Raw genomic sequence first — 25918 nt, 5'->3', positions numbered from 1 at the left:
CCTATTTTGCGAGCAAGCGCTCAGTTTTGAAACTCGCATTCGAGAGCGGGTGTTAGCAGCGCTTAGTCCGCCGCGGGCAAAGGCTTTCGCGCGAAGAGGGGATGGCAAGCTGAGCGAGTACTCGTATTTTGTCCACGCTCTATTTGCGGCTCCGCGGCTTCGGAAGAGGGTTATCCACGATGCCCAGGTAGCCCCATAACGCGCGCCCAACGCGCCTTTCCAGCGCTGCGCGGTCCGTTTCGCCGCGCTCTCCGGCGCCGTCCACGATCGCGCGAACGATGGCGACGAGATCATCCGTGGCAATCTGCATGTCGGGCTGCGGCGGGATGTCGTCGCGCGCCAGAATCTGCTCGATGACCGCGCGAAATGCTGCTTTGGACCTGGCCAGTTCTTTGGCAATGGCGGGGCGGTCTTCCTCGAAATCGAGCACGCGTGCAAGCGCCGGACGACGCAGTTGCTGGCGTACCGAGACGGTAATCAGGTGCTTCAATGCGCTCTGGCCCGTGGGCTCGTGCAACGCGCCTTCGGCTTCCGCAAGGAACACGGCGAGCTCGCGTTTGCTCAGCGCGACAATGAGCGCGTCCTTGTTCGGGAAGTACTGATACAGCGTGCCCACGCTGACACCGGCGCGCTGCGCGACCAGATTGGTGTTGAGGCCGTCTGAGCCTTTGGTTTCGAGAACGAGCGCCGCGGCTTCGAGTATCGTCGCCACGGTTTGTTGCGCGCGCGATTGCTGGGGAAGCTTGCGCGGTTTTAACGAGGGACGTCTGGTCGTTTTCATGGTGCGGCATGGCAGGAAGCGAGCGTTAGCTCGGATTCTACCGCGCCACGAAAAGCGGGACTATTTTCGGTTCCGGCAGCTAACGGTTATCGGATTCATCGCGCGATGCAGCGATGAGCAGCGCCTTCCCTGCATACATCGCAGGTTCCTTGAATGCAGGCGCAAACCCGCGCGGCCGGTCATGCACCGGGTTCTCAGCCGGGACGAACGCGTAGCGCCTTACCCATTCGCCATAACCCGCGACCAGAAATCCTCCCGACCGCTCGATGTACTGCTCGCGGGACGCCTCATAGACCGCCCTCAGCGCGAACCACGGAACGTGCGGCAAGTCATGGTGGACGAGATGGAAATTGTTGTTCAGATAAAGCAGCCGCCAGAACAGGCCTGCTTCATTGATAACCGTGCGGTGTGCGCTCTCGTGTGCCGCGCGATGCTCGCGGAACGAGCGAAGCGAGCCAAGCGACAGTGCCCCATAGCCGACGCCGAGAATGAACACCCACGCCGGAATCGAGCAAACGTATTGCAGCCACGCGGTTAGCGCGGCGAGCGCGGCGAAGTGCGCAAGCCACGCGGGCACATCGCGCCAATCGCCGCGTTTGATTTTGCGCAGCGCATCAACGCCGGTTGCGGCAATGGCGAAAGCCGGTCCCAACAGCAGGCGACCGGCCAGCGTGTTGCGGCACGTGAGAAGCGCGCGCATTGCCCAGCCGGCGCGTTCCCACACTTCACCGTCGACGAAATAGCTTTCCGGGTCGTGCCCTGGCTTCGTCAGTTGTGGATCGTCGTGATGCTGAAGATGCGAGTCGCGATAGACGCGGTACGGAAACCATACCGCCAGCGGCGCGAAGCCAAGCAGTGCATTCAGCCGTGCCGAGCGCGTGGGGTGGCCGTGGAGCAATTCATGTTGCAACGACATATACCACGCGCTCACGAGAGCAAGCAGCGCGGTGGTGAGCGGCAAGCCGAGCACGCGAGCGTGGGTCGCGATGCCGAACCATCCGCCGTAGATCGCGACGATCAGCGCCCATGTCGGCCATTGTGTGCGCCAGGCGCGGCTCGTTGAGAGCCTGGCGATTGCGTTGCGCTGGGTGTCGTCGAGGTAAATCGCCATCGGCTGAATCGATCGGATGCAAGTTTAGACCCGATGCTAAAGGCCAATAGACGACGCCGGAACCAATTTGTTCGGGATTGCATTGCGCTACGGCTGCGAAAGAACCGTTCTGCCGATTAACGACTCACGCCGCGTCTTTCTACCCGCGACTTCACCCTTAAGGAATCTTAAGAAACGTCGTTCGACGACCGGCCCAACGGTTCAAAAAAGTCGCCGCGCAACCGTGAATTGTGCAATTGCTTCACTATGCATCATGGATTTCCCCTAAGGAAAACGGGTCGCCATGAAAGCGGAGAGAAGGATTTGTCCTCCCATAATCGCGGCGTGATCGCAACGAGGCGGAGCGAAGCAGTACGACGAGGCTACGTTGAGAACCGGCACCACAGGATGCAAGCAGTCGTCCGCTTACAGCATGCTGTCTGCGTGACGCGGGAGCGCGACTTTCTGAAAGAAACTCACGTGGCATGGCGAGCGCCTTCTGGTCGACTAATCAATGGAAGGTCCGATGAAGCTACTACTGGTTGAAGACAACAGCGAGCTTGCACACTGGACCGTCAATCTTCTGCGCCTCGCTAATTTCGCGGTGGATTGCGTTCCTAACGGCGAGTGCGCGGACACCATGCTGACGACGCAACACTACGACGTCGTCGTGCTCGATCTTCGGCTGCCGCGAATGGACGGCAAAGAAGTGCTCGCAAGATTGCGCCGCCGCGGCGACACGGTGCCGGTCATCATGCTGACCGCGCATGGTTCGACCGACGACAAAGTGGATTGCTTCAACGCAGGCGCCGACGACTACGTGGTCAAGCCATTCGATGTGCGCGAGCTCGTCGCGCGTATCAAGGCGCTGATTCGCCGGCAATCGGGTGGCATGTCGTCGTGCCTCACCTGTGGCGACTTGCAATACATCTCCGATACAAGGGAGTTCTTTCACAACGACGAGCGCCTCGCGCTGCGGCGCCGCGAGCATACCGTCCTCGAAACATTGATGCTGAGGCAAGGCAAGACAGTGTCGAAGTCCGTGCTGATGGAAAGCGTTTTCAGCCTGGACGATGAGCCAAGCGCGGACGCCATCGACATCTACATTCACCGTTTGCGCAAGCATCTCGCCAGGTCGAGCGCGCAAATCATGACGCTGCGAGGCCTCGGCTACATTCTCCGCGCGAAGCATTTCTAATAGTCGCAAGCGCCGTAACCCGAAGCATCGGCGAATCTGCTTAGTTATCCAAATCACGACCAGAACAATCAGATTTTCAACGCAGCAACTTGAGGAGACGAACTTGAAGAAACGATACCTGACTCTCGCGGTCGCAGCCGGTGCTTGCGGGGCAACCGGCGCTCACGCTCAGTCCAGCGTGCAGCTTTATGGATTGATGGACCTGAGCGTGCCGACCTATCAGTCGCATGCCAATGCGAACGGCGCGCACGTCATCGGCATGGGTATCGATGGCGAGCCGTGGTTCAGCGGCAGCCGTTGGGGCTTGAAGGGCGCGGAAGATATTGGCGGCGGTTCCAAGATCATCTTCCGGCTCGAAAGCGAATACGTGGTAGCTAACGGCGAGATGGAAGATCCGGGTCAGATCTTCGACCGCGACGCGTGGGTCGGTATCGAGAACGATAGCTTCGGCAAGATCACGGCGGGTTTTCAGAACACCATTGCTCGCGATGCAGCCGCCATTTATGGCGACCCTTACGGCAGTGCGCGCCTGACTACCGAGGAGGGCGGCTGGACGAATGCCAACAACTTCAAGCAGATGATCTTTTATGCGGGCAGCGCGACGGGTACGCGCTATAACAACGGCGTTGCGTGGAAAAAACTCTTCAATAACGGCATCTTCGCGAGCGCCGGCTACGCGTTCGGCAATTCGACGAGTTTCGGCTCGAACTCCAATTATCAGGCGGCACTGGGTTACAACGGCGGACCATTCAACGTGTCCGCGTTCTATAGCCATGTGAATCGCGCCGGCATCACGAACCAGTCGTATTCTGTTGGTGGTAACTATACATTTGGAATTCTGCGCGCCAACGCCGGCTATTTCCGCTACCTGGGCAACCAGGGCGCGCTCGGTCAGCGTCAGGACAACGCGTGGACCGTATCGCTCAAGCTGGCGCCGAAAGGCCCGTTCGATTACGAACTCGGCTATCAGCAGATGCGCGTGAAGAATGCAGCGTATAACGCCGACGGCAATATTCCGAACGCGAACATTGGCGCGTTCGATCCGACTTCCGGTCTGCACAACGGCTACAAGGAGACGCTCTACTGGTCCGGGTTCTATCACCTGTCCAAGCGTACCGAGGTGTACCTTGCCGGCGACTACATGAAGCTGCATGGCGGCTATACGGTCGGCAGCACGTTCGGTGCGTCGAATCAGCTTGAATTGACGACAGGTGTCCGCACTCGCTTTTGATGCACGAAGCAGGAAGCAGGAAGCACGAAGCAGGAAGCACGAAGCACGAAGCAGGAAGCACGAAGCAGGAAGCACGAAGCAGGAAGCACGAAGCGGCGGATAAGTCCGTTCGCCGCTTCCTTTGCCCTTCGCATGAAGAGATGAAGAAACGTCGACACGCATCGATCGCGTAAACAGGCGTGGTCTTTCAGAAAGGTATGATGGCGGTGGTAAGCGAATAAACAAATCGCGACTCACACTCCACCGTCCGCACATCTTGCCTAACTAAAAGACAACATGAAACGACTGTTCGTCGCCGCATTAGCGGCCGTCTCTCTCGCCACCGCTGCTCATGCACAAAGCAACGACCCAGGCCCGCTCGATACACCCGCTGGAAAACTGCAATTCGCGCACGACGGCCGCGATTTCACCGTACTGCTTGATAGAGAAGTTCTCGATCGCTTTGCCGCAAATACTCTCGCGCATTTCGACGACGTAAGCAGCGCAAACGACACGCTCACGCGCATGCTTGTGCAAACCGACTCCGGCCCGGTGCTGTACGACTTCCGGCGTCGTCCGCCGCAGGTGCAGCGCGTCGGTGTACGCATGACGGTCAAGCGCGTGTTCTGGCAAGGCGACGAGGTCGTGATGCAAGGCTCGCAAGGCTGGTTCCGTTTTCAGCGCGGCGTGTTGACGAAACTGCAGTCGTCCACGACGACCTATCATTGATCGCGCGCCAGGCCGCGAAACACGCGGCAATCCCTTAGCACGGAAACTCGCTTGCTTTTCAGTAAACCTTGGTTGGGCGGCAAATGGCCGGTTGCTACCATTTCGGGCTCGGACAACCACGGTCATATAACAATGCAGAGTTCCAGGTCGCAGCGATCCACGTTCCCAACCGTTCCCAGGCTGCGGGCAGTCGGTGCGGCCATTGCCGGTGTCATTGCCAGCGTCATCGCGCTCTCTGCGTGTTCGGACGGTGTGTCTCCCCCGCCGCCGGTCTCCGCGCCTGTCGCCGCGAAGCGCCCGAACATCCTGTACATCATGGCTGACGACCTGGGCTACTCGGATATTCACGCGTTCGGCGGCGAAATCAATACGCTGAATCTCGATGCGCTCGTGCAATCCGGACGCATTCTCACGAACCATCATACGGGCACCGTTTGCGCGATCACGCGTGCGATGCTTATTTCAGGCACCGATCACCATCTGGTCGGCGAAGGCACCATGGGCGTGCCGACCGATGAACGCAAAGGTCTGCCAGGCTACGAAGGCTATCTGAACGACCGCGCGTTATCGGTCGCGCAACTGCTGAAGGACGCGGGCTATCACACGTACATGGCGGGCAAGTGGCATATCGGCTCGGGCATTGCCGGCAGTGCAACGGGCAGCGGACAGACGCCCGACCAATGGGGCTTCGAGCATAGCTATGCGCTGCTCGGCGGCGCGGCGACCAATCACTTCGCGCACGAGCCCGCGGGCTCGAAGAACTATACGGAAGACGGGCAGTACGTGCAGCCCGGACAGCCGGGTCAGCCCGGCGGCGCGGGCGGCAATCCGGCCGTGTTCTATTCGACGGACTTCTATACGCAAAGGCTTATTTCCTACATCGATTCAAATAGAAAAGACGGCAAGCCGTTTTTTGCTTATGCCGCGTACACGTCGCCGCATTGGCCTTTGCAGGTGCCGGAACCGTACCTGCACAACTATGCCGGTAAGTACGATGCCGGCTACGACGTCATTCGCGCGGCGCGCATCGCTCGGCAAAAAGCACTCGGCATTATTCCCGCCGACTTTAATCCCTACGCGGGCGCCGCAGAAACGCTGACGGCGACGCCGGCCAGCGCGAATAACGGCACCACCAACGCGAAATACGTGAGCGCCGTTCATAGTGCAGCGCAAGGGTATTCCGACTATGGTCCGGGCTTTGTGAACAAGTCATGGGCAAGCCTTTCCGCGGATGAAAAGAAAGCGCAGGCGCGCTACATGGAGATCTATGCCGGCATGGTCGAGAACCTCGACCACAACATCGGTCTGTTGATCCAGCATTTGAAAGACATCGGCGAATACGACAACACGTTCATCATGTTCCAGTCGGATAACGGCGCCGAAGGCTGGCCGATCGACTCCGGCGCGGACCCGCGCGCGACCGATACGGCGAATGCCGCGGAGCCCGTCTATTCGACGCTCGGCACCGACAACGGCCTGCAGAACGCGCGGCGTCTGCAATACGGCTTGCGCTGGGCGGAAGTCAGCGCAACGCCGTTCCGTCTGACGAAGGGCTATTCCGGGGAAGGCGGAGTATCCACGCCGCTGATCGTGCGCTTGCCTGGCCAGACCACGCAGAAGCCGGCATTGCGCGTCTTTACGCACGTCACCGACAACACGGCGACCTTCCTTGCCGTCGCAGGCGTTACGCCGCCGACGCAGCCCGCGCCTGCGCTGATCAACTCGCTGACAGGCGTCGATCAGAACAAGGGCAAGGTGATTTACAACAACCGCTATGTGTATCCCATCACCGGGCAATCGTTGCTGCCGGTCTTGACCGATCAGTCGAATGCGGACGTGCACACTGCATCGTTCGGGGATGAAGCGTACGGCCGCGGCTATCTGCGCAGCGCGGACGGCAAGTGGAAAGCCTTGTGGACGGAGCCGCCGCTCGGTCCCGTGGATGGTCACTGGCAGCTTTACGACATGACGTCGGACCGCGGCGAAACGACGGACGTGGCCGCGCAGAATCCTTCGATCATCGACGGACTCGTGCAGCAGTGGAATGCCTACATGTCCGGCGTGGGCGGTGTCGAACCGTTGCGGCCGCGCGGCTACTACTGAGCGAGCGCGTGAGTGCAATCATGTCGGGCACAGCATCATGAGTAGGACGCGCATCGGAGTAAGAACACTTGCTGCATTTGGCGGCCTCTTCGTCGCGGTCTTCATTGCGGCCTTCGGCGCCGCTTTCGCGGTGGCGGCAGCGTGGCCTGCAAGAACCAGCGGTTTCGACGAGCTGAACCGCGCGCGTTCGCTCGCGCCGCTCGGCTCCGAAACACAGTGCGAGCGCTACGCCGGCTTACCCGCCGGATGGCGTGACGATCCGAAGGCCGGCATGGTGCATCTGCATGGCGGCACATTCGTGCTCGGCAGCACGCGCGGCTATCAGGACGAACGACCGGCGGGCGACGGCCGCACGCGCGTCGGCGGCTTCTGGATCGATCAGACGGACGTGACGAACGCGCAGTTCGCCGCTTTCGTCAACGCGACCGGCTACGTCACCGACGCGGAAAAGCAGGGCGGTGCAGCCGTCTTTCACTCGCCGACGCGCGCGGAAATGGACGCACGCGACCTCGCATGGTGGACGTGGGTGAAGGGCGCGTCGTGGCGGCATCCGCAAGGCGAGGGCAGCGGCATCGACCGTCTGATGAACCAGCCCGTGACGCTCGTCACGCAAGCCGATGCATTGGCGTACGCGCGGTGGCTTGGCCGCGATCTGCCGACCGAAGCCGAATGGGAATACGCGGCGAAGGGCGGCAACGAAGGCGCCGATTTCGACACGGCGCCGCGCAATGCACAGGGCAAGCCCGCCGCGAACTACTGGCAAGGCGTATTCCCCGTGCTCAATACGAACGACGACGGGCATGTGGGTCTCGCGCCCGTCGGCTGCTACGCGGCGAACGGCTTCAAGCTGTACGACATGATCGGCAATGCGTGGGAGTGGACCAAGGACGTCTACACCGGCGCGCATCAGCCGCATACGAACGGCGATACCGCGGCGGTCGCGCCGTCCACGCGCAGGCACGACACGCCTATGGTCATCAAGGGCGGCTCGTTCCTCTGCTCGCGCGATTACTGTGTGCGCTATCGCGCCTCGTCGCGTGAACAACAGGAAGCGGATCTGCCGGCGTCGCATATCGGCTTTAGAACTCTCTTGCGGGATGTCGACGGATGACACTGCGAGGTTATATGCGTGCCACGATCGCTGCCGCATTGCTCGGCGGGGCGGCAATCGCCGCGTATGGCGTGCAGCCTGAAGCAAACAGCGGCGATGTGAAAGCCGCCGTCAAAGTCGGTGTAACGCGCGGCACGCACGCTGAAATCATGGCCGAAGTGCGGCGCGTGGCAACGTCGCGCGGACTCGACATCGACGTCGTGACATTCGACGACGGTGCGCGGATCGATGCCGCGCTCGCCGCGCATCGGATCGACGCCGCGAGCTTCGAGGACGGCCCCGCGTTCGCAGCGTCGCGCGAAAAGCATGGCTACGCGCTCTCCGAAGTAGCAACGACCGTCACGTTGCCGATGGCGCTTTATTCGCGCAAGCTGACGAGCCTCACGCAGATTCAGCGAGGCGCGTCCATCGTCATTCCCGCCGATCGCGACGGTATGGCACGCGCGCTGATCCTGCTGCAAAACTACACGCTGCTGACTTTCAACGACCGCGCCGGTCTTCACGCGACGCTGCGCGATGTGACTGCCAACCGCCTCAATCTGAAGCTGCGCGCGCTGCCGCGCGAGCGGCTCGTAACGGCGCTGAACGATGCGGCCGTTGTCGTGATCGACAGTGCGAGCGCGCAGCAGGCGGGACTCTATCCGGCGCGCGACAGCATCGGCATGGAAGACGCGCGCTCGCCCTATGCCGGCGTGCTGACCGTGCGCGACGCCGATTGCGGCCAGCCGTGGGTCGCGCAACTGGTGGCCGCGTATCACTCGGACGACGTCGCGCATTTCATTCTCACGCACTATCAGGACTCGGTGCGCCGGCCCTGGTGATGGCGTGTTTGCTCACATGCTGCAACAGCAACACTTGAGACGGCTACGACGCGTCCGCCACACGGCATGCGTGATCGAGCAGCCCCTCGGCTGAACCGCTGCCGTTATCCGCATCGAGGCCGCTGTTCACGACCAGCCAGCCGTCTTTCTCCGCAGACGCCCCCGCGCCCGTCACGAGGATGGTTTGCATCGCCATTGCGTCGGAGTCCGGGTTGTCGAGCGAGACGAGGCGAAATGGATCGCTCGCGCCGGTCAGCGCGGTCACGCGCATGATCCGGTATCGGTCGCCGTCGAGCGTGTCCCAATGCCATGTGCCGGGCGCGTCTTTCGCGTGCCGCGCGAGTGCGTCGCTGATATCGGCGCGCATGCAGTCGATGTGAATATGCAACTGGTTCTGCGTGCGGCGAAATTGCGAATTGATTTCGAGCCCTAACTGATTATCGGACAGTTGCCGTTTGACGGCGCCGTTCACGTAGCTCCGCGCGGCCCACGCGTCGGCCCAATAGCTTGGCGCATGCGGCGCGAGCACCTGCGGACTTTCAATACCGCTCACGCGATCCGTCGGAATCAGCAAATACTGCGAGCGTCCGACAATATCCTTTAGGATCGCGTAGCGTTTGTCGAGATTCACCGCCGTGCATTGACCCGGCGTGCCGGTCGCCTGTTCTGCCGGCACGCAGCGAATATCGACGATCTTCCATAACGCGTTGGAATCGATGGCCGCGAGACGCGCGCAGCCCGCGGCGGCAAGCGCTATGCCAAGCAGCGCCGCGGCTCGCCTGACATGGCGCGCGCCGCGATTTGCAGGACTGCGGTGATGAGATTGAACAACGGATTGCGGATTCGCCAGTGTGTCGGTCGGCGCGTGAATCAGAGCTTTTTTTAGCGGCATCTTGTGTCGGGTCTATAACACGGGCGGCGGTATTTCGCCGAGTAGCTGTTCGATTGCAACGCCAATGGCGAGCAGGCGCCGGTCGCTGCCGAGCGGCCCGTCGATTTCGAGGCCGACAGGCAAACCTTGCGCGCTGATTCCCGCAGGCAACGACAAGCCAGGAATGCCGGAGGTGCTCGCAGGGTCGGTGTTGCGCAAGAAGGCTTCCATCGTGTCGATCGGCGGTGCGCCGTCTATCGACACTGTCGACGAACCGTTGATCTCGTCGATCTGCACAGCGGCCAACCGCGTGGTCGGAAACAGCAGCGCGTCGAGACGCTCGTCGGCGAAAGTGGCGGCGATATAAGCCTGCAACAGCGGCCGCCAGTGATTGAGCGCTGCCTCATAGTGCGGGTCGAGCGTGCCGGCGAGCACTTCGTCGTAGATCGCGCGCACGTCCGGACTCGCGATGCGGGCCGCGATCTCCGCAACGGTTTGCACCGGCGCCTGATTGGCCGCGAGCCACGCTTGCAGGTCGACGCGCGCTTCATGAATCGCGATCGGTCCGCCGACCATGCCGTTGAGATCCGCGAGTTCGCTCATCGCGACCGGTACAAATACGACGCCTGCTGCTTCGAGCTTTTTGAGCGCCGCGCGCGCGACGTCCTCAACCTGTCGTTCGAGTCCTGCCCACAACGGCGCGGGCAAGCCGATGCGCAAGCCGTTCAGCGCGACGGCGGGCAGCGGACCGGCGCCGGTAATCACGCCGTCGAGCAATGCGATGTCGGCTGCGCTGCGCGCCATCGGACCGACCGTATCGCGCGTGTGGCTGATCGGCACGACGCCGTACGCGTCGTCATAGCGCCGCTCGGCGCCGCCATTGCCGACCGACGGACGAAAGCCCGCGGTGCCTGTCAACGCAGCGGGAATGCGCGTCGAGCCGCCGGTGTCGGTGCCGAGTCCCGCGGGCACGATGCGCGCGGCAATCGCCGCCGCAGTGCCGCCCGACGAGCCGCCCGGAATCAGCGCAGGGTCGTACGGATTGCGCACAGGGCCCGCATGCGTCGCGAGGTTGCTGCTCGTGATGCCGAACGCGAGCTCGTGCATGTTGGCCTTGCCGAGAATGATTGCGCCCGCATCGAGAAGCCGTTGCACCGAACGCGCATTGGTCTGCGGCACGAAGCCTGCGAGAGCCGGTGTGCCCGCCGAGGTCGGCAACCCTATCGTATTGATGTTGTCCTTCACGACGATCGGCAGGCCGGCAAGCGGCAGTTGCGCTTTTGCTTCGGCGGGCAGCGCGTCGATGCGCCGTGCCGCGGCGAGCGCGCCGCCGAGATCGATCACGGTCAGCGCGTTGAGCGTCTGAAGTGCGGCCGCGCGCGCGAGCAACGTCGCGACATAATCGGTTGCATTGAGCCGGCCCGACTGGATCGCGGCGACGGCTTCGGTTGCGCTCAACGCGAGCTGTTCATCGACGGTCCATGTCATGGCCGTTCTCCTTATGGTTCAGTGTCCGGGCCGCGCGAACGCCGGATAAAAAAGCGCAGCGCGAATCGGGCAAGCGCGGGCACGAGTCGCGGACGCAGCAGCCGCACGTCGTAGCCGCTCATGCGGCGCTCGTTTTCCGCGAGACATAGCTCGATGAGTTCGGGCGTGTCCAGCCCCTTGCCGATCACGCTGCTGTTCGCGGGCAGAAAATTCGAATCGCGTGCCACGCCGTTTGCGTCGATGCCTCTCGCAATCGCCACGCGATCCCAGATCAGCACGACCCAGATCGCGGCCACACGCAATGCGTGCCACGGCCTGCGCCATAGCGGCATGTTACGTCGATGCCATGCAACCCAGTTGACGAAAAACAGAATGTGACGCGCTTCTTCCTGAATCACGGGCTCGAAAGTCTCGACGAGCGCTTCTGGAAAATAGCCGGATTGCTGCGCGGCGCGAAACAGGCCAAACGCAAAGAAACTGTCGATGCACTCGCTATAGCCTGTGCGCATCCACGCCCATTCGGGATCGCGCGGCGCAGGATAATTCGGCTCGGGCGCGATCTCGATGCCGTAGGCCGCAATCAGCTTCGCGAGCACGCGCTTGTGACGGGCTTCTTCGTCGCCGTCCATCGTGATGGCTTCGCGCAGCAGCGGGTCCTGCAATTGCGCGGCGTAAGTGTGAACGTTGATCGACGCGCGGCCTTCCGTTTGCACGGCGATGTCCCAGATCGGCAGCGAGCAGAGCCGCGCGAGCGCGTCGGGCGGCAGCGCCGGCCAGTCGATCACGGCGGGTTTGTAGGGATCGTGAGTCTCCAGCAGCATGCGGCAGAACATGTGCTTGTGCGCCTCCGATCCGATCTTCACGCGGGCAGTGCCCGTGAATGTCCAGTGGCGCAGGCTGGGGTCTTCGGCTACATCTGTCAATGTGTCGGACATGGCAAGCATACAGAGAGCGAACTCGATGTGTCGCCTATTCTGTCACATTGCCCCGCAACGCGGCGTCTACGGTGCACGATCGCGGGCGCGCGTCAGCGTCGATGCCGCGTCATTGGCGCTGGGTTACTGCGGATGGGTCACTGCGAATAACTCACTGATGATTGTCGACCCACATGCGTCCCCAGCGGAATGCATAGGCGAGCGCGTGTTCTTCGTCGAAGAAATAGTCGAGCGCGTCGAAACAATAGGCCGGGCCGTGGCTTGCGCTGGCTTTTTCGATGGTCAGGTTGGCGGCGAACAGCCCATTGGGCAAACGCTGCGCGGCCGGCGCAACTTCGTAGCCTTTATAGCGGATGTGTGAATTCATGATCGTGGCAGTGGATATGCCCGCGTTTTTACAGGAAGCCGGTACAGATGACGCGTGGCATGCGCGTTTGCATCAGGCGGCGGATGAGTCTGCGGGCTGGCTCAAGCGTAGGCCGCACTGAAGGGCCCGTGAACCAATCATTCTTCGCAAGCAAATCAGGGGAGTTCCGCAACGCTCTTCGGAACACCGGATAACGGCGCGTTTGGTGGGTTCGCAGACACTATGGCGCCAGGCGGCCGATGAGTCTGTTATGTGCCGCACGGTCCACATGATCTGCACCATGCGCACGAATGCAGGCGCCCCTCGTTCGCGTAGCGAGACGACGCGAAACGAGGGGCGCTGTAAACGAAAACTTTCTAACGGGGGCTTCGAGCCCGAGCTTTAAACCGCGTGCAGCAGACGCGCGGACTGTGCTTGCTGAACCTGAATGCCCGATGCGTTCGGACCTGGCGCACGATGAGCGGTGAACGCAAGCGCGAATTGCGCGGCTTGCTGGCCGACGGTGGCGAGCTGGTCGACGACCTTCGCGTCGGAGCAGGTATCGACGCTATCGAAGCGCGTCTCGAGCGTGTTGATGCCCGCGCCGAACGGCGTCGGCCAGCCGCGCAACGCGTGGACGATCGAGCGCAGCGAAGTCAGCACCGAACCCGGCGCTTGCCAGCCATAAGCCGTGACGATGCAGCCAACCGCACGGCCGTCGAGATACGGACGCTCGTCGGCGCGCAGTTCCTCGAGCGTGTCGAGCGCGTTTTTGACGAGACCGGAGACGCCGCCGTGATAGCCCGGCGTCGCGATGATCAGCGCGTCGGCGTGGCGCACGGCTTCGATCAATTCGAGCTGTTCGTCGGTGCGTTTGCTGTGTTCGGGCGCATAGTGCGGCAGACTATGCAGAAACGTGCCGCCAAAGAGCCGGGTCCTGGCGCCCGCGGCTTCCGCGCCACGCAGCGCAAAGCCGAGTGCGCGTTCGGTCGACGAAGCTGCGCGGGTCGTGCCGCCAATGCCGACGACGAGCGGGCGGCGGTGATGATCGAAACTGGTCAACGAAATGCTCCTTCGGTAGCGGCTCACGGCGCTTCGCGCGGGTTGCGCACAAGCGCGCCGGGGCGAACCGGACTATGAAGCACCATCTTAATCAGCGAGGCGTGCGGCACGAAGCGACTTTTTGTTCTAACGATATAACCGCGACGTGCATGCCGCGATGGCCGCGATGCCGCGATCGCCGACCATGCCGCGCCGATAAGCATATGGCGAACAATTGTTTAGGTTGGAGCGGGCAGGCCGCTATGATCGAAGCGTCTCCTCCATGACACTCCTTGACATGGGACTCGGCCTCGCCATATTGCTGGCGAGGCCTTTTTTTTGGCATTTTTCGTGGGCTCTATTGGCGCGTTCTGCAGTCAGGCGCATGCGCGCCGCTTCACGATCGCGCCGTTTATCGCGTGCTACGATGATCCGCGACACGATACCCGGCAAGGTCCAGCACGCAAATGGCAACTCTCTATGACACGCTCGGCGTGCCCATGCACGCCACCGACGAAGAGATCAAACGCGCGTACCGCAAGGCCGCGATGAAGTGGCATCCGGACCGCAACGCGGGTTCCGAGGAAGTTGCGCGCGCCACCTTTCAGGAGATCAGGGACGCCTACGCGATCCTCTCGGACGCGGCTCAGCGCAAGATTTACGACGCCGTGTACACCGAGCAGATGCGCGAATGGGAAGCGCAGCGCGCGCGCCATCAACAGGCGCAGGCGGAGCGCGAGGCGGCGGCGCGTGCCGCGGACGAGGCCGCGTACGCCGAAATGGTGTCGCTCGCGATGCGTTTTGCCGACGAAGGCCACAACCGCGATGTCGTGTTCGGCGTATTGCTCGGACGCCAATGCGAGCCGGGGCGCGCCGCGCAGATTGCCGACAGTGTGGCCGCCTTGCACGCTTCGAGGCGCGAGACGGCGGCCAATAATGCTTCTACAGAGGCCGCGGAAGCGGCAGATGCCGCCTCGCACGCAAAGGCCGCCTCGCACGCAAAGGCCGCCGGCTCGCCGGAATCGGCCACGATGGGCGCCGGCGCCGAAGACCCTGCCGGTCGTCGCGCGCGTGCCGCAAAAGAGACCGCTAAAGAACCTGCTAAAGAAACGGCGAAAGAAGCCGATACAGCCGGTGGCTTGTCCAGTCTCTGGTTCCAGTTCCTCAACGGGCTGCGCTTCTGATCATCCGGTCGGCGGTTTCTTGATCCGCCCGCTCCAGGGGCAAATTCCCGTAGCGCGCGGAATAAAGACATCGTAGTGTCACGGGGGCGCAAGACTCTGCGGGCACAATCGCACATACAAGAGACGAAAAACACGGTACGGGGTAAGCGTGACCAAGAAATATAAAGTGCTGTTTCTCTGCCGAGAGAATTCAGCACGCAGCATCATGGCCGAAGCTTTGCTGCGGGAACTGGCCGGACACCGGTTCGAGGCTTTCAGCGCGGGCCCGGAACCGGCCGCGCGAGTGCATCCGCTTGCGATAACGCAATTGCGGCCGGGCGTTTCCGACCTCGGCGTGCTATGCCCGAAAAGCTGGCTTGAATTCACCGGCGAATGGGCGCCGCGCATGGATTTCGTGGTCGCGCTCGACTCGGGCGTCGCTGCGCCGCATGCGCCGGTCTTTCCCGGCAGTCCCGCGCTTTCTCAATGGAATCTCGCCAATCCGCTCGCGGACGACGTCACCGAACCCGAACGGGCTCGTTTATTCGACAAGGTGTTCTGGCAAATCGTGCGTCAGTTGAGCGCCTTTATCGACGCGCCGCAATATGCCGTGCCCAGAGCGAGCGACGCCGCGACGCAGTGCAAGCACTCGTGCACCGGCCAGTTTGCCAACCTGTGATGTGCCGCGTTAGCGCGGCGCTTGCCGCTTAGTGTTCGTTCGAGCGCGCGAGCGGACTGCCTGCGAACGGGTCGTTTTTCCAGTCGACGCGTTTTTTCGGCTGCGGCGTGGGCGCGGGCGGCGCCGATAATTCAAAGTGGTCGATAGATTGTCCTGCGCTAATGGCCTGCTTCAACCATTGAGGCATTTCGCCTTGGCCGTCCCAACTGTCTCCCGTCGCGCTGCGGTAGCGTGCGTTCTTTTCCGCGACCGGTTCGGATGCCAGCACGGCGGCAAGGTCTTCCGGCTTGATGCCAAACTCTTCCATGCGATGGCGGAGATACGCAATCATGCTATCTCGCTTCCTTTCGTCCATAAGATATTCGTCCTTCTAAAGCGTCAGCGTTCTGTCAAATGCAGATTGCGAGGAAAACCCGCGAAAGATTGGAGTCCATTTAAATGGCGTCCGTCCGCGGTGAGGTCATTAATCGAAATTGGAAAAAACGATGGGGGCGATGCACTGACATTGGGCGGCCGTCTCATGTGCACGCTCCGTTTCGCAACGGTGCATGTGCGGGGCCAGTCTTGTGGTTATGTCGTCATCATAACGCACTGCGAGCGTAATGCACGCACCGTTTGAACTGATTTTCTCGCATTTAAGCGTCGACTGGGACTGCCGGCTGCGCAACCGGGATCGTTCACCGGTTCCGCGTCGCCGGATTGAATTCCGCGCCGGCCGAACTATAAAAGAAATAGCGGAGAGGACAATCCGTGTTTTTCCGGCTGCGGCGTCCGAGCGCCAATCATCGTACGCGCAGGCACGCCGGCCGCCAGGTGCGGGCGACTCGCTATCCGTTTCATTCGACGAGTCCATGCAGCAGGCCCGCGTCACAACTGGTTTTTCGTTGGTCCCAGGCTTGGCCACGCTGGCTTTTTACACGGATCGATTCTCGAGGAGGGACGACACTGCTGCGCCGGATTCAAGGAGTCTGGACATGAAACTACGATTATTGATGGTGTTTGTGAGCGCTCTTCTTTTTCTCGCGCCGCGCGCTGCGAGCGCAGGCGACATGACGAGCGAGCCTGGCGTTGGGACATCGACGGCGACGCCCGCCAGCGAAAGGCTGATGAACCATGCGAACGAATCGGCACAGGCCACGACCGACATGTCGTTGAGCGAGCCCACCGGAGGCGCTTCGCAGCCGACGCAAAACGTTTCCTATGGAGGCGTCGCGGCAGGGCACTCAGAAGCCGGCAGCCGGCAAAATATGCGCTGTTCCGGCGGCCCGCAATGCACTATTTACTTTGGCCAGTGAAATAAAGGCGCTCGGCGTTGCTATTCGAAGCAGTGCATGAGGCAGCGGGTTTCGACGCCGCTGCCTCGCGGTTCTTTTATGCCAAAGCGGATTGCGTCGTCGAGTGATCGGTGCTGTCGACGATGCGGCTCACCATTGCCTCCACGCCCGGCCCTTGCATCGCCGCGCGCTCGCCGAAGCGGCGGAACTCGTCCAGCAGCGAGCGCCACGACGCGTGCCAGCGCGTTTCCTTGATGCACGCGCCCGAAGGATCGGCGATTCGCAGTATGCCGCTGTCAGGATAGAAAGTCAGAGTAACCGGCATGCCGTCGATAACGCAGGTCGCGGTGCAAGGGCGGTTGTTCACCATGTTCAATGTCCTCTAATCGAGCAATGAGTACGTTGGATGTGGTTTCCCGTCAGCAAGCACCATGCCCAGCGCGTTAGCGTGCCTAGTGCGTCTTTCCCGCTACGCGTACTTATCGCCGACCGTGCTGCGAATCGGATAGGTGTCGTAGACGATGATCATCCGTTCGATGATTGCGTTCTCATCGAATTCGAATACATCGACGCATTCAAAGCGCACCGCCGAGCCGTCTTTCAGTCCCCAATCGTAGATGAAGTAACCCGTCGCGCGCGGAGCTCCAGTCGCACTCACGCAAATGTCGATAGGTGTGATCGTGCTTTTGCCAGACGCCGCATTGACCTTTGCAAAGAACGGCGCCGGCTTCATCCAGCCGAGAAGCGGCGAGAAGATTTGCGCGTCCGGTGTGAACAATGCGCAAATCGCGCCGACGTCGCCGCGTTCCAGCGCTGCGAGGTAAGTACGAATCCGCTCCGTGTATAGTTCTTTCGACGATGAATTCACGATCGTCCTCCTTATTGGCAATCCGACCCGTCTGAACAAACGGGCATCCGGTATCGACACCATAGCGATGCACCGATGACCGAACCATCGAAAAATTTGCAAGCCGGGTATGCCGCGCTCGCATATCCACTTGCCGACCTCACGCGCCGCTTGCCGCCACTCGCGGCATTGCAGTCATTCGTGGCGGCCGGGCATTTCGGCAGCATCAGCAAAGCCGCGGATCATCTGTGCCGCACGCAAGGCGCGGTGAGTCGCCAGATTCAGCAACTGGAAGCGCACTATCGCTGCGCGCTTTTCGTGCGCCATGCGTCGGGGCTGACACTGACCGCCGAGGGACAGGCGCTGCAGGCCGTCGCAGTCGATGTACTTGCGCGGCTCGTCGAGCATGCGGATCTACACGCTGCAACGGGCGCGGTTCTCACGCTGCGATTACCGTCCACGTTTGCGATTCGATGGCTGCTGCCGCGGCTCTCTGAGATCAATAGCGCGCTCAAGGGAATCGAGTTGCGCATCTCGACTTCATCCGACGACACGCCGGAATTCACTACGCCCGACATCGACGCGATTGTCGTGCGCGGCAGTGGGCAGTGGCCCGGCCTGAATGCGATACCTTTGTTTGCAGAGACGCTGACTCCAATGTGCACGCCGGAGGTGGCCGCATCGCTGACATGTTTAGCCGACCTCGCGCGTCTCACGTTGCTGCATCCCGGACCCAGTCATGACGAATGGCGATGCTGGCTCGATAGTGCGCTTGCTAAAGATGTCGATCCCGACAAGGGACTGGTTCTCGACACACTGGAGTTGACACTCACCGCCGCCGCGCAAGGGCACGGTGTCGCTATCGGCGATGCGCGGATGGCAAGAGACCGAATCGAAGCCGGAGTGCTCGTCACGCCCTTCGACCACGTCGTGCGCAACGGCCTCGGCTACTTTCTCGTCTATCCGTCGCAACGCGCGCCGCAGCACAAGATTCGTGCGCTTGCCGATGTTCTCGCGACGATGGCGGAAGAAGAACAATCGATACCGTCTTCGTCTTTGACCACGCGCGCAAAGCTTCCGCTTTAATGCATCGCCACGCGTCGCGATGCATTGCACATGCATTAAGCGCGCGTGCGAGCGCCCCTCCAGACAAACCCTGATTGCTGCGCCAAAGAGCCCACTGATATTGTTCGCGGGCGCTTGTGTGGAAGCGCTTCCAGTCTCAGGTCTTTCGACGTCCAACGCAGTCGCTTTTCCGCAGTCGCTTTTCGTCATTGCCGTACCCGGTTCAGTCAGTTCAGCCGAGCAACTCGCTTGCATGGAGAATCCGTGGCACACGACGCACTTTCCTCTCATTCATCCGCCGATCCGTTCACGCCGCCCGCCGACTCTACTTTGTGGCGCGAGAACTTTCTATTAGGCGCGGCCACTGCCTCGTATCAGATCGAAGGCGCTGTCAACGAAGACGGCCGCCTGCCTTCGATATGGGACACCTTCTGCGCGACGCCCGGCAAGGTGCTTGCCGGCGACAGCGGCGAAGTGGCCTGCGATCACTATCATCGTTGGGAAGCGGATGTCGACATGCTCGCGGGGCTCGGGCTCGAAGGCTATAGATTGTCGATCGCGTGGCCGCGCGTGATGCATCTGGACGGCACGCCCAATCGCAAGGGACTCGACTTCTATAAGCGCCTGCTCGCGCGTCTGAAAGAGAAGGGCATCACGACGTTCGTCACGCTTTATCACTGGGATTTGCCGCAGCATCTTGAAGATCGCGGCGGGTGGCTGAATCGAGAAACCGCGTACCGTTTCGCCGATTACGCGGATTTGATGAGCCGGGAATTGGCCGGCAACGTCGATGCATGGGCGACGCTCAACGAGCCCTGGTGTTCCGCGTATCTCGGCTATGGAAATGGCCATCACGCGCCGGGTCTTGCCAACGGGCGCTTTGCCACGCAGGCGATGCATCATCTGCTGCTCGCGCACGGTCTCGCCGTACCTGTATTGAGCGCGAACGATCCGGCTTCGCAAAAGGGCATTGTCGCGAACATCGGGCGCGGCACGCCCGATAGCGATAGTGCCGACGATCGCCGCGCCGCGCATCTGTTCGAGGTTCAGCACAATGCGTGGATTCTCGATCCATTGCTAAAGGGCACGTATCCGCAGGCGCTTTTCGAACTGTGGCCAGGCACCGAGCCATTGATACTCGATGGCGACATGCAGACCATTTCCGCGCCGCTCGATTTTCTCGGCATCAACTATTACTTCCGCACGAATGTCGCGAGCGATGGTGCTCACGGCTTCAAGGACGTGCCGCTGCAAGGCGTCGAGCGTACACAGATGGGCTGGGAAGTGTATCCCGACGGTTTGCGCGATCTGCTGATCAGCTTCAGGCGCGAGTATGCGAATTTGCCGCCGGTCTATATCACCGAAAACGGCATGGCGTCCGACGATAAAGTGATCGACGGCCGCGTGGACGACACACAACGCATTTCGTTTCTGAAGCGCCATCTTGCGGCCGTCGACGAAGCCATCAAGGCGGGCGTCGACATACGCGGTTATTTCTTGTGGTCGCTGATGGACAACTTCGAGTGGGCATTCGGATACGAGCGCCGCTTCGGCATCGTGCATGTCGATTACGCGACGCAGAAGCGCACGATAAAGCGGAGTGCCGAACTGGTGTCGCGCTTCCTGAAAGAGCGCAAGGAACGGAAGCAATACATATAGGCAACGAAAGCTGGTTTGCATGTCGACCTGGAACACGGGCGTGAGCCTTTGGAGGAGACGGAATGAACAGCAGAAAAACGGTCTTGCGGGCGATGGTTGCAGCACTCGCGTTGTATGGCATCGTCGCGCACGCCGAGCCTTTGAAGGCGAATGTGATTCACTGGTGGACCTCGGGCGGCGAGTCAGCCGCGATTCGCCAGTTCGCCGATGCGTATAACAAAGCCGGCGGCCAGTGGGTCGATAACGCGGTCGCGGGCGCGGACCAGGCGCGCTCCACGGCGATCAACCGCATTGTCGGCGGCGATCCACCCACGGCCGCGCAGTTCAATACGTCGAAGCAGTTTCATGATCTGATCGATCAGGGACTGCTCAACAATGTCGACGACGTCGCCGCAAAAGAAAACTGGAACGGCGTATTCCCGCAATCGATACTCGACAGCATCAAAGTAAAAGGCCATTACTATGCGGCGCCGGTCGACATTCATATGCCGGCGTGGTTCTTCTACTCGAAGCCCGCATTCCAGAAAGCCGGCATTACCGCCGAGCCGCAAAACTATGACGAGTTCATCGCCGATCTCGGCAAGCTCAAAGCCGCAGGCATCATTCCACTCGCGTTCGGCGGCCAGCCCTGGCAGGAAAAGATCACATTCGACGCCGTGCTCGCCGATGTAGGCGGTCCCGACCTCTACCTGAAGGTGTATCGCGATCACGACGCCAATGCGGTGAAGTCCGACGCGTTTAAAAAAGTACTGGTTGCATTCAAGCGCCTGCACGATTTCGTCGACCCCGGTTCGCCCGGCCGCAACTGGAACGATGCGACGGCACTGGTCATTTCCGGCAAGGCCGGTGTGCAGATCATGGGCGATTGGGCGAAGGGCGAGTTCTCCGCGGCGAAGCAGAGCGCGGGTAAGGAATTCGGCTGTTTCCCCGGCTTCGGTCCGCATTCGCCGTATCTCGTCGCCGGCGACGTATTCGTATTTCCGAAGAGCGATAACGCCGCCACCGTGAAAGCGCAAAATCTTCTCGCCACGGTGATGACCTCGCCGTCCGCGCAAGTCGCATTCAGCGCAAGGAAAGGCTCGATTCCGATTCGCCCCGACGTGGACGCGGGCACGCTCGACATCTGCGCGAAGGAGGGCATTGCGATCATGAAGGACAAGTCGCGCCAGTTGCCGAATCCGGAAATGCTGTTGTCGCCGGATATGCAAGGCGCGCTGATCGACGTCGTCACTAACTTCTGGAATAAAAACCAGTCGGTCGACGACGCGCAAAAGGCGTTCGCAAGCGCGCTCAAGAGCTAGGCTCGACATGCACGCGCTCAAGCTGCATGCGTCGTCGCGCTCGGGTTCCGAGTTGCGTAAAAACCCCGCGAAAAAGCCGCTAAAAAGGCGCTTTTCGTTGGCAGCATGGCTTGCATTGCTGCCGATGGCGCTGACCGTCGTGTTCGCCTATCTCGGCACGATGATCTGGACCGCGCGGGTTTCGCTCAGCAACTCGCGCACGTTTCCATCCGGCGACTTCGCGGGCCTCACGCAATACGCGAGGCTTTTCAACAACGGCCGCTGGTTGTTGTCGCTGCAAAACATCGTGATTTACGGCGCGTGCTTTATTGTCGCGTGCATGGTGATCGGCTTGCTGCTCGCGATCTTTATCGATCAACGCGTGGTCGCGGAAGGCGCATTGCGCACGGTGTTTTTATATCCTTACGCGATGTCGTTCGTTGCGACAGGTCTCGTCTGGCAATGGATTCTGAATCCGCAACTCGGCGCGCAGGCTGTGTTGCACAAGCTGGGTTTCGTGCATGCGCGCTTCGACTGGATCGTCGACCAGGACTGGGCGATCTATACGATCGTCATTGCCACCGTGTGGCAGGCTTCCGGACTCGTGATGGCTTTGCTGCTCGCGGGCCTGCGCGGCATCGACGACGAGTTGTGGAAAGCCGCGCGTATCGACGGCATTCCGCGCTGGCGGGTCTATGCAAGCATCGTCGTACCCATGCTCGGGCCGTCGATCTCGACCGCCTTCGTGCTGCTCTTCGTGATGGTCGTGAAGCTCTACGACGCCGTCGTCGCGATGACGCAAGGCGGCCCCGGCACCGCGAGCGAAGTACCGGCGAAGTTCATCATGGACTATCTGTTCGGCCGCGCGAATATCGGTCTCGCGTCGGCGGCGTCGATCGTTTTACTCGCGACCGTGCTCGCGATTCTCGCGCCGTTCTTCTATGCGCGCAGCCGTGCGGCATTACGCAAGGAGGTGTGATGAACACGCCCGGCTCTGCACTGAAGAGCGGCATGCCGCGACCCATGCTGAAGCACCGGCGCCGCGCGGCGCTCACGCCGGCGCGCGTCGGCGTGTACGCATTTCTGCTCACCGCCGCGCTGTTCTTTCTACTGCCGCTTTATGTGATGCTCGTGACGTCGGTTAAACCGATGAGCGAAATCCGCCTCGGCAATCTGCTCGCTTTTCCCACGCATTTCACGCTGCAAGCATGGAGCGCCGCGTGGCAGTCCGCATGCACCGGACTCGATTGCAACGGTATCCAGGTCGGCTTCTGGAACTCCGTGCGTATCGTCGTGCCGAGCACGGTGTTCTCTATCGCGATCGGCGCGGTGAACGGCTATGCATTGTCTTTCTGGCGGCCGCGCGGTGCCGGCGTGCTGTTCGGCGTATTGCTGATGGGCGCCTTTATCCCGGTTCAGGTGATGGTGTATCCGCTTGTGCGCGTGCTGGCGAGCGTGCATCTGTTCAGTTCGTTGCCGGGCATCGTCGTGATTCATACGATCTTCGGCATGCCGGTCATGACGCTGCTGTTTCGCAACTACTACGCGTCGATTCCGCAAGAACTGTTCAAGGCCGCGCGCATCGACGGCGGCGGTTTCTGGCGTATCTTTATCCAGTTGATGCTGCCTATGTCGACGCCGATCATTGTCGTGGCGATCATCATGCAGGTGACGGGTATCTGGAACGACTTCATTCTCGGCCTCGTGTTTGCCGGCACTAAAAACTTGCCGATGACGGTGCAACTGAACAACATCATCAATACGACGACCGGCGAGCGGCTTTATAACGTCAACATGGCGGCGACCATTCTGACTTCGCTGGTGCCGCTCGCGGTGTACTTCATCTCCGGCCGCTGGTTCGTGCGCGGCATTGCGTCCGGTGCGGTCAAAGGATAGGGCGATGACATACGTGGCGAAAGAGACAAATGCGCTGACCAGTCCGCTGGGAAGCGTGCCGCGCAACAGCGAGGCGCCGGGCGTGGCGAGTGCGGCGGACGTCGCGCACGCCGCAAACGTCGCGGTGCGCAACCTGACTATCCGGCTCGGCGCGAATACCGTGATCGAAAACCTCGATCTCGACGTTCAGGCGGGCGAATTCGTCGTGCTGCTCGGGCCTTCGGGCTGCGGTAAATCGACGCTGCTTCACAGCATCGCAGGGCTGATCGACGTGAGCGAGGGCAGCATTGAAATTGCCGGCGAGGACATGACGTGGGCCGATCCAAAAGATCGCCGCATTGCGCTCGTATTCCAGTCGTACGCGTTGTATCCGACGATGAGCGTCGAGCGCAATCTGTCGTTTGCGTTGCGTATCAACGGCACGCCGAAGGCGCAGATCGCGCGGCGCGTGGCGCGCGCTTCCGAGATGCTGCAACTCGGACCGCTGCTCAAGCGCAAGCCGGCGCAATTATCGGGCGGACAACGGCAGCGAGTCGCGATTGGCCGCGCGATCGTGCGTGAAGCGGACGTGTTTCTATTCGACGAGCCATTGTCGAATCTCGACGCGAAACTGCGCACCGAATTGCGCCGCGAACTCAAGCAATTGCATCAGCGGCTCGGCGCAACGATGATTTACGTGACGCACGATCAGGTCGAGGCGATGACGCTCGCCACGCGCATGGCCGTGATGCGCGGCGGCGCGATCCAGCAGTTCGGCACGCCCGCCGAAGTCTATGCGCGGCCCGCCAACCTGTTCGTTGCAACGTTTCTCGGCACACCGGCGATGAATCTCGTCGACGGTACGCTCGAGCAGCGCGACGGGGCGCTGCATTTTTGCACTGCGCACTGGCGGCTCGATGTGTCGAAGTATGCGTTCACGAATCCGCGTAGCGATGCGCAAGCGCAGCCTCAGTCATGCGTGCTCGGTGTTCGCGCGGAAGACGTGCGCATTCACACAACGCAGAGCGGCGAGCAGGCCGGCGAGCGCGCGAAAGTTTCGCTTGTCGAGCCGATGGGCAACCACCGCGTGGTCTGGCTCGACTATCATGGAGCGCAGATCGCGTCGATCGATCAGAGCAAAGCGCCGTTGATGCCGGGCGACACCGTATCGTTCTCGCTAGACAGCACACACGTCTCGCTCTTCGACGCAGCGGGCGGCGCGCGTTTATAGCGCCGGTCAGAGTAGGGATGAAACCCGCCTGGGTGACGGAGAACCGTGTGGCAACACTGAAAGATGTCGCGGCGCTGGCCGGTGTCGGCATGTCGACCGCATCGCGCGTTATTTCCGGCAAAGGGCCGGTTTCCGGCGACGCGGCCGCGCGCGTGCGGGCGGCAATCGAGCAGCTCAATTTCCGCCCATCGTCCATTGGCCGCGCAATGGCGACGCAGTCGCTCGGCATGATCGGCATTTTCGTGCCGACGTTCTTCGGCTCGTATTACGGCACGATCCTCAAGCAGACCGACACTGAACTGCGCGCCGTGCGACGTCATGTGGTCGTGGCAACCGGCTGCGGCGAAGTGTCGCCGCGCGAGCAGGCCATCGAGGCCGTGCGTTTTCTGATTGGCCGCGACTGCGATGGCGTCGTGGTAATCAGCCACGATCTGCATGACGAAGATCTCATCATGCTGCATCGGATGCACCCGAAAATGGTTTTTCTGAATCGCGCGTTCGATCAGTTTCCAGAAGCGTCGTTTTGCGCGGATCATCGGCATGGCGGCGAGCTGGCTGCGCGCACACTGCTGGACCACGGGCATCGCGAAATCGCCGTGATTTCAGGGCCTTTTACCGCGTCGGACAACATGACGCGGCTCGAAGGTTTCTTCGCCGAACTCGCGCGCGCGGGCATTGCGCGCGGCGACGTGACGTTGATCGAATCGGACTTCTCGCCGGAAGGCGGTTATGCGGCCGCGCAAAAACTGCTTGATTCGAAGCAGCGTTTTACGGGTCTCTTCTGCGCAAACGACACGATGGCTGTCAGCGCGCTCGCGCGTTTTCATCAGGCGGGCGTTTCAGTGCCGCACGAATTGTCGGTGATCGGTTACGACGACGATTACTCCGCTGCCTATGCCGCGCCCGGCCTCACATCGGTGCATATTCCGACTGCCGAACTGACGCAGAACGCGGTGCGCTGGCTCATCAACCAGTGCTATCGAACCACGTGGGAGATATTCCGCGAGTTTCCGGTCAGCGTGACGATGCGCGAGTCGGTGGGGCCGGCGCGTGGAGTAGAGGCTGTTCCCATCGGTGAATCGACGCAGGCATGATGCGATGCAGCCGAAGGCATCATCTGC

General features: G+C 61.4%; 26 protein-coding genes. 16 read left to right on the top strand and 10 right to left on the bottom strand.

Features of this window, described 5'->3' with window-relative positions:
• Nucleotides 1-139 precede the first annotated feature (139 nt).
• Together AB6809_RS12650 and AB6809_RS12645 are read right to left on the bottom strand one after the other, a co-directional pair.
• Nucleotides 140-781, bottom strand: a complete 642-nt coding sequence (locus tag AB6809_RS12650) for a TetR/AcrR family transcriptional regulator (RefSeq protein WP_371026771.1) — start codon at nt 779-781, stop codon at nt 140-142.
• A 79-nt stretch (nt 782-860) separates the two neighbouring features.
• Nucleotides 861-1892, bottom strand: a complete 1032-nt coding sequence (locus AB6809_RS12645) for a fatty acid desaturase (protein ID WP_371026770.1) — start codon at nt 1890-1892, stop codon at nt 861-863.
• Between the two features lie 505 nt (nt 1893-2397).
• Between AB6809_RS12645 and AB6809_RS12640 the strand changes: the two genes are divergently transcribed.
• The 6 genes from AB6809_RS12640 to AB6809_RS12615 all read left to right on the top strand — a co-directional run bounded on the left by AB6809_RS12640 (nt 2398) and on the right by AB6809_RS12615 (nt 9043).
• Nucleotides 2398-3069 (top strand): response regulator, encoded by a 672-nt coding sequence (locus AB6809_RS12640; RefSeq protein ID WP_192699210.1) that lies wholly within the window; start codon nt 2398-2400, stop codon nt 3067-3069.
• 103 nt (nt 3070-3172) lie between these two features.
• A complete protein-coding gene (locus AB6809_RS12635) occupies nt 3173-4300 on the top strand; it encodes a porin (protein WP_192699209.1) in 1128 nt (375 codons plus the stop codon).
• A 276-nt stretch (nt 4301-4576) separates the two neighbouring features.
• A complete protein-coding gene (locus tag AB6809_RS12630) occupies nt 4577-5008 on the top strand; it encodes a hypothetical protein (protein WP_192699208.1) in 432 nt (143 codons plus the stop codon).
• A gap of 132 nt (nt 5009-5140) precedes the next feature.
• On the top strand, nt 5141-7111 hold the full coding sequence (locus AB6809_RS12625; RefSeq protein WP_371026769.1) for an arylsulfatase: 1971 nt from the start codon (nt 5141-5143) through the stop codon (nt 7109-7111).
• Nucleotides 7112-7148: 37 nt separating this feature from the next.
• Nucleotides 7149-8222 carry a formylglycine-generating enzyme family protein gene (locus AB6809_RS12620; RefSeq protein WP_107707471.1) on the top strand — a complete coding sequence of 358 codons (1074 nt, stop codon included), beginning with the start codon at nt 7149-7151 and terminating at the stop codon, nt 8220-8222.
• A gap of 14 nt (nt 8223-8236) precedes the next feature.
• Nucleotides 8237-9043, top strand: coding sequence for a MetQ/NlpA family lipoprotein (locus AB6809_RS12615; protein ID WP_371026768.1), 807 nt, complete (start codon nt 8237-8239; stop codon nt 9041-9043).
• Between the two features lie 43 nt (nt 9044-9086).
• Here AB6809_RS12615 and AB6809_RS12610 read toward each other — a convergent pair whose 3' ends face one another.
• The 5 genes from AB6809_RS12610 to AB6809_RS12590 all read right to left on the bottom strand — a co-directional run bounded on the left by AB6809_RS12610 (nt 9087) and on the right by AB6809_RS12590 (nt 13745).
• Complete coding sequence (locus AB6809_RS12610; RefSeq protein WP_310400707.1) at nt 9087-9935, bottom strand: CDP-diacylglycerol diphosphatase; 849 nt, start codon at nt 9933-9935, stop codon at nt 9087-9089.
• A gap of 12 nt (nt 9936-9947) precedes the next feature.
• Nucleotides 9948-11402 (bottom strand): indoleacetamide hydrolase, encoded by a 1455-nt coding sequence (gene iaaH, locus AB6809_RS12605; RefSeq protein ID WP_371026767.1) that lies wholly within the window; start codon nt 11400-11402, stop codon nt 9948-9950.
• An 11-nt stretch (nt 11403-11413) separates the two neighbouring features.
• On the bottom strand, nt 11414-12337 hold the full coding sequence (locus AB6809_RS12600) for a hypothetical protein (RefSeq protein ID WP_029965902.1): 924 nt from the start codon (nt 12335-12337) through the stop codon (nt 11414-11416).
• A gap of 151 nt (nt 12338-12488) precedes the next feature.
• Entirely contained in the window at nt 12489-12704 is a 216-nt protein-coding gene (locus AB6809_RS12595) for a hypothetical protein (RefSeq protein ID WP_029965901.1), read from the bottom strand.
• Nucleotides 12705-13085: 381 nt separating this feature from the next.
• Nucleotides 13086-13745: an NADPH-dependent FMN reductase gene (locus AB6809_RS12590; protein ID WP_371026766.1), complete on the bottom strand. Its 660-nt coding sequence runs from the start codon at nt 13743-13745 to the stop codon at nt 13086-13088.
• A gap of 446 nt (nt 13746-14191) precedes the next feature.
• Between AB6809_RS12590 and AB6809_RS12585 the strand changes: the two genes are divergently transcribed.
• Together AB6809_RS12585 and AB6809_RS12580 are read left to right on the top strand one after the other, a co-directional pair.
• A complete protein-coding gene (locus AB6809_RS12585) occupies nt 14192-14908 on the top strand; it encodes a J domain-containing protein (protein ID WP_371026765.1) in 717 nt (238 codons plus the stop codon).
• Nucleotides 14909-15113: 205 nt separating this feature from the next.
• Nucleotides 15114-15566, top strand: coding sequence for a low molecular weight phosphatase family protein (locus AB6809_RS12580; RefSeq protein WP_244231069.1), 453 nt, complete (start codon nt 15114-15116; stop codon nt 15564-15566).
• 28 nt (nt 15567-15594) lie between these two features.
• Here AB6809_RS12580 and AB6809_RS12575 read toward each other — a convergent pair whose 3' ends face one another.
• A complete protein-coding gene (locus AB6809_RS12575; protein ID WP_006046665.1) occupies nt 15595-15921 on the bottom strand; it encodes an H-NS family nucleoid-associated regulatory protein in 327 nt (108 codons plus the stop codon).
• 247 nt (nt 15922-16168) lie between these two features.
• Between AB6809_RS12575 and AB6809_RS12570 the strand changes: the two genes are divergently transcribed.
• Nucleotides 16169-16861, top strand: coding sequence for a hypothetical protein (locus AB6809_RS12570; protein WP_308810916.1), 693 nt, complete (start codon nt 16169-16171; stop codon nt 16859-16861).
• Nucleotides 16862-16937: 76 nt separating this feature from the next.
• On the opposite strand, the gene AB6809_RS12565 is transcribed toward AB6809_RS12570, so the two are convergent.
• Nucleotides 16938-17210, bottom strand: a complete 273-nt coding sequence (locus AB6809_RS12565) for a hypothetical protein (protein WP_006046667.1) — start codon at nt 17208-17210, stop codon at nt 16938-16940.
• Nucleotides 17211-17309: 99 nt separating this feature from the next.
• On the bottom strand, nt 17310-17708 hold the full coding sequence (locus tag AB6809_RS12560; RefSeq protein ID WP_371026764.1) for a nuclear transport factor 2 family protein: 399 nt from the start codon (nt 17706-17708) through the stop codon (nt 17310-17312).
• A 75-nt stretch (nt 17709-17783) separates the two neighbouring features.
• Between AB6809_RS12560 and AB6809_RS12555 the strand changes: the two genes are divergently transcribed.
• From AB6809_RS12555 to AB6809_RS12525, 7 genes are all read left to right on the top strand, one after another.
• Nucleotides 17784-18773 carry a LysR substrate-binding domain-containing protein gene (locus AB6809_RS12555; protein WP_371026763.1) on the top strand — a complete coding sequence of 330 codons (990 nt, stop codon included), beginning with the start codon at nt 17784-17786 and terminating at the stop codon, nt 18771-18773.
• 243 nt (nt 18774-19016) lie between these two features.
• Nucleotides 19017-20411: a GH1 family beta-glucosidase gene (locus AB6809_RS12550; RefSeq protein ID WP_371026762.1), complete on the top strand. Its 1395-nt coding sequence runs from the start codon at nt 19017-19019 to the stop codon at nt 20409-20411.
• A gap of 62 nt (nt 20412-20473) precedes the next feature.
• Nucleotides 20474-21712: an ABC transporter substrate-binding protein gene (locus AB6809_RS12545; protein ID WP_006046671.1), complete on the top strand. Its 1239-nt coding sequence runs from the start codon at nt 20474-20476 to the stop codon at nt 21710-21712.
• 7 nt (nt 21713-21719) lie between these two features.
• Nucleotides 21720-22670 carry a carbohydrate ABC transporter permease gene (locus AB6809_RS12540; RefSeq protein ID WP_371026761.1) on the top strand — a complete coding sequence of 317 codons (951 nt, stop codon included), beginning with the start codon at nt 21720-21722 and terminating at the stop codon, nt 22668-22670.
• Nucleotides 22670-23587 (top strand): carbohydrate ABC transporter permease, encoded by a 918-nt coding sequence (locus AB6809_RS12535; RefSeq protein ID WP_029965888.1) that lies wholly within the window; start codon nt 22670-22672, stop codon nt 23585-23587. The genes AB6809_RS12540 and AB6809_RS12535 overlap by 1 nt, the downstream gene beginning before the upstream one ends.
• Nucleotides 23588-23591: 4 nt before the next feature.
• The gene (locus AB6809_RS12530; protein ID WP_371026760.1) at nt 23592-24797 is read left to right on the top strand and encodes an ABC transporter ATP-binding protein; all 1206 of its coding nucleotides are present in this window, start codon (nt 23592-23594) and stop codon (nt 24795-24797) included.
• Nucleotides 24798-24844: 47 nt separating this feature from the next.
• Nucleotides 24845-25891, top strand: a complete 1047-nt coding sequence (locus AB6809_RS12525) for a LacI family DNA-binding transcriptional regulator (RefSeq protein WP_029965886.1) — start codon at nt 24845-24847, stop codon at nt 25889-25891.
• The last annotated feature ends 27 nt before the right edge of the window (nt 25892-25918 follow it).

Origin of the sequence: Paraburkholderia sp. RCC_158, assembly GCF_041355255.1 — a bacterium.
Lineage (GTDB): Bacteria > Pseudomonadota > Gammaproteobacteria > Burkholderiales > Burkholderiaceae > Paraburkholderia > Paraburkholderia graminis.
This window is presented reverse-complemented; position numbering and strand designations above follow the sequence as displayed.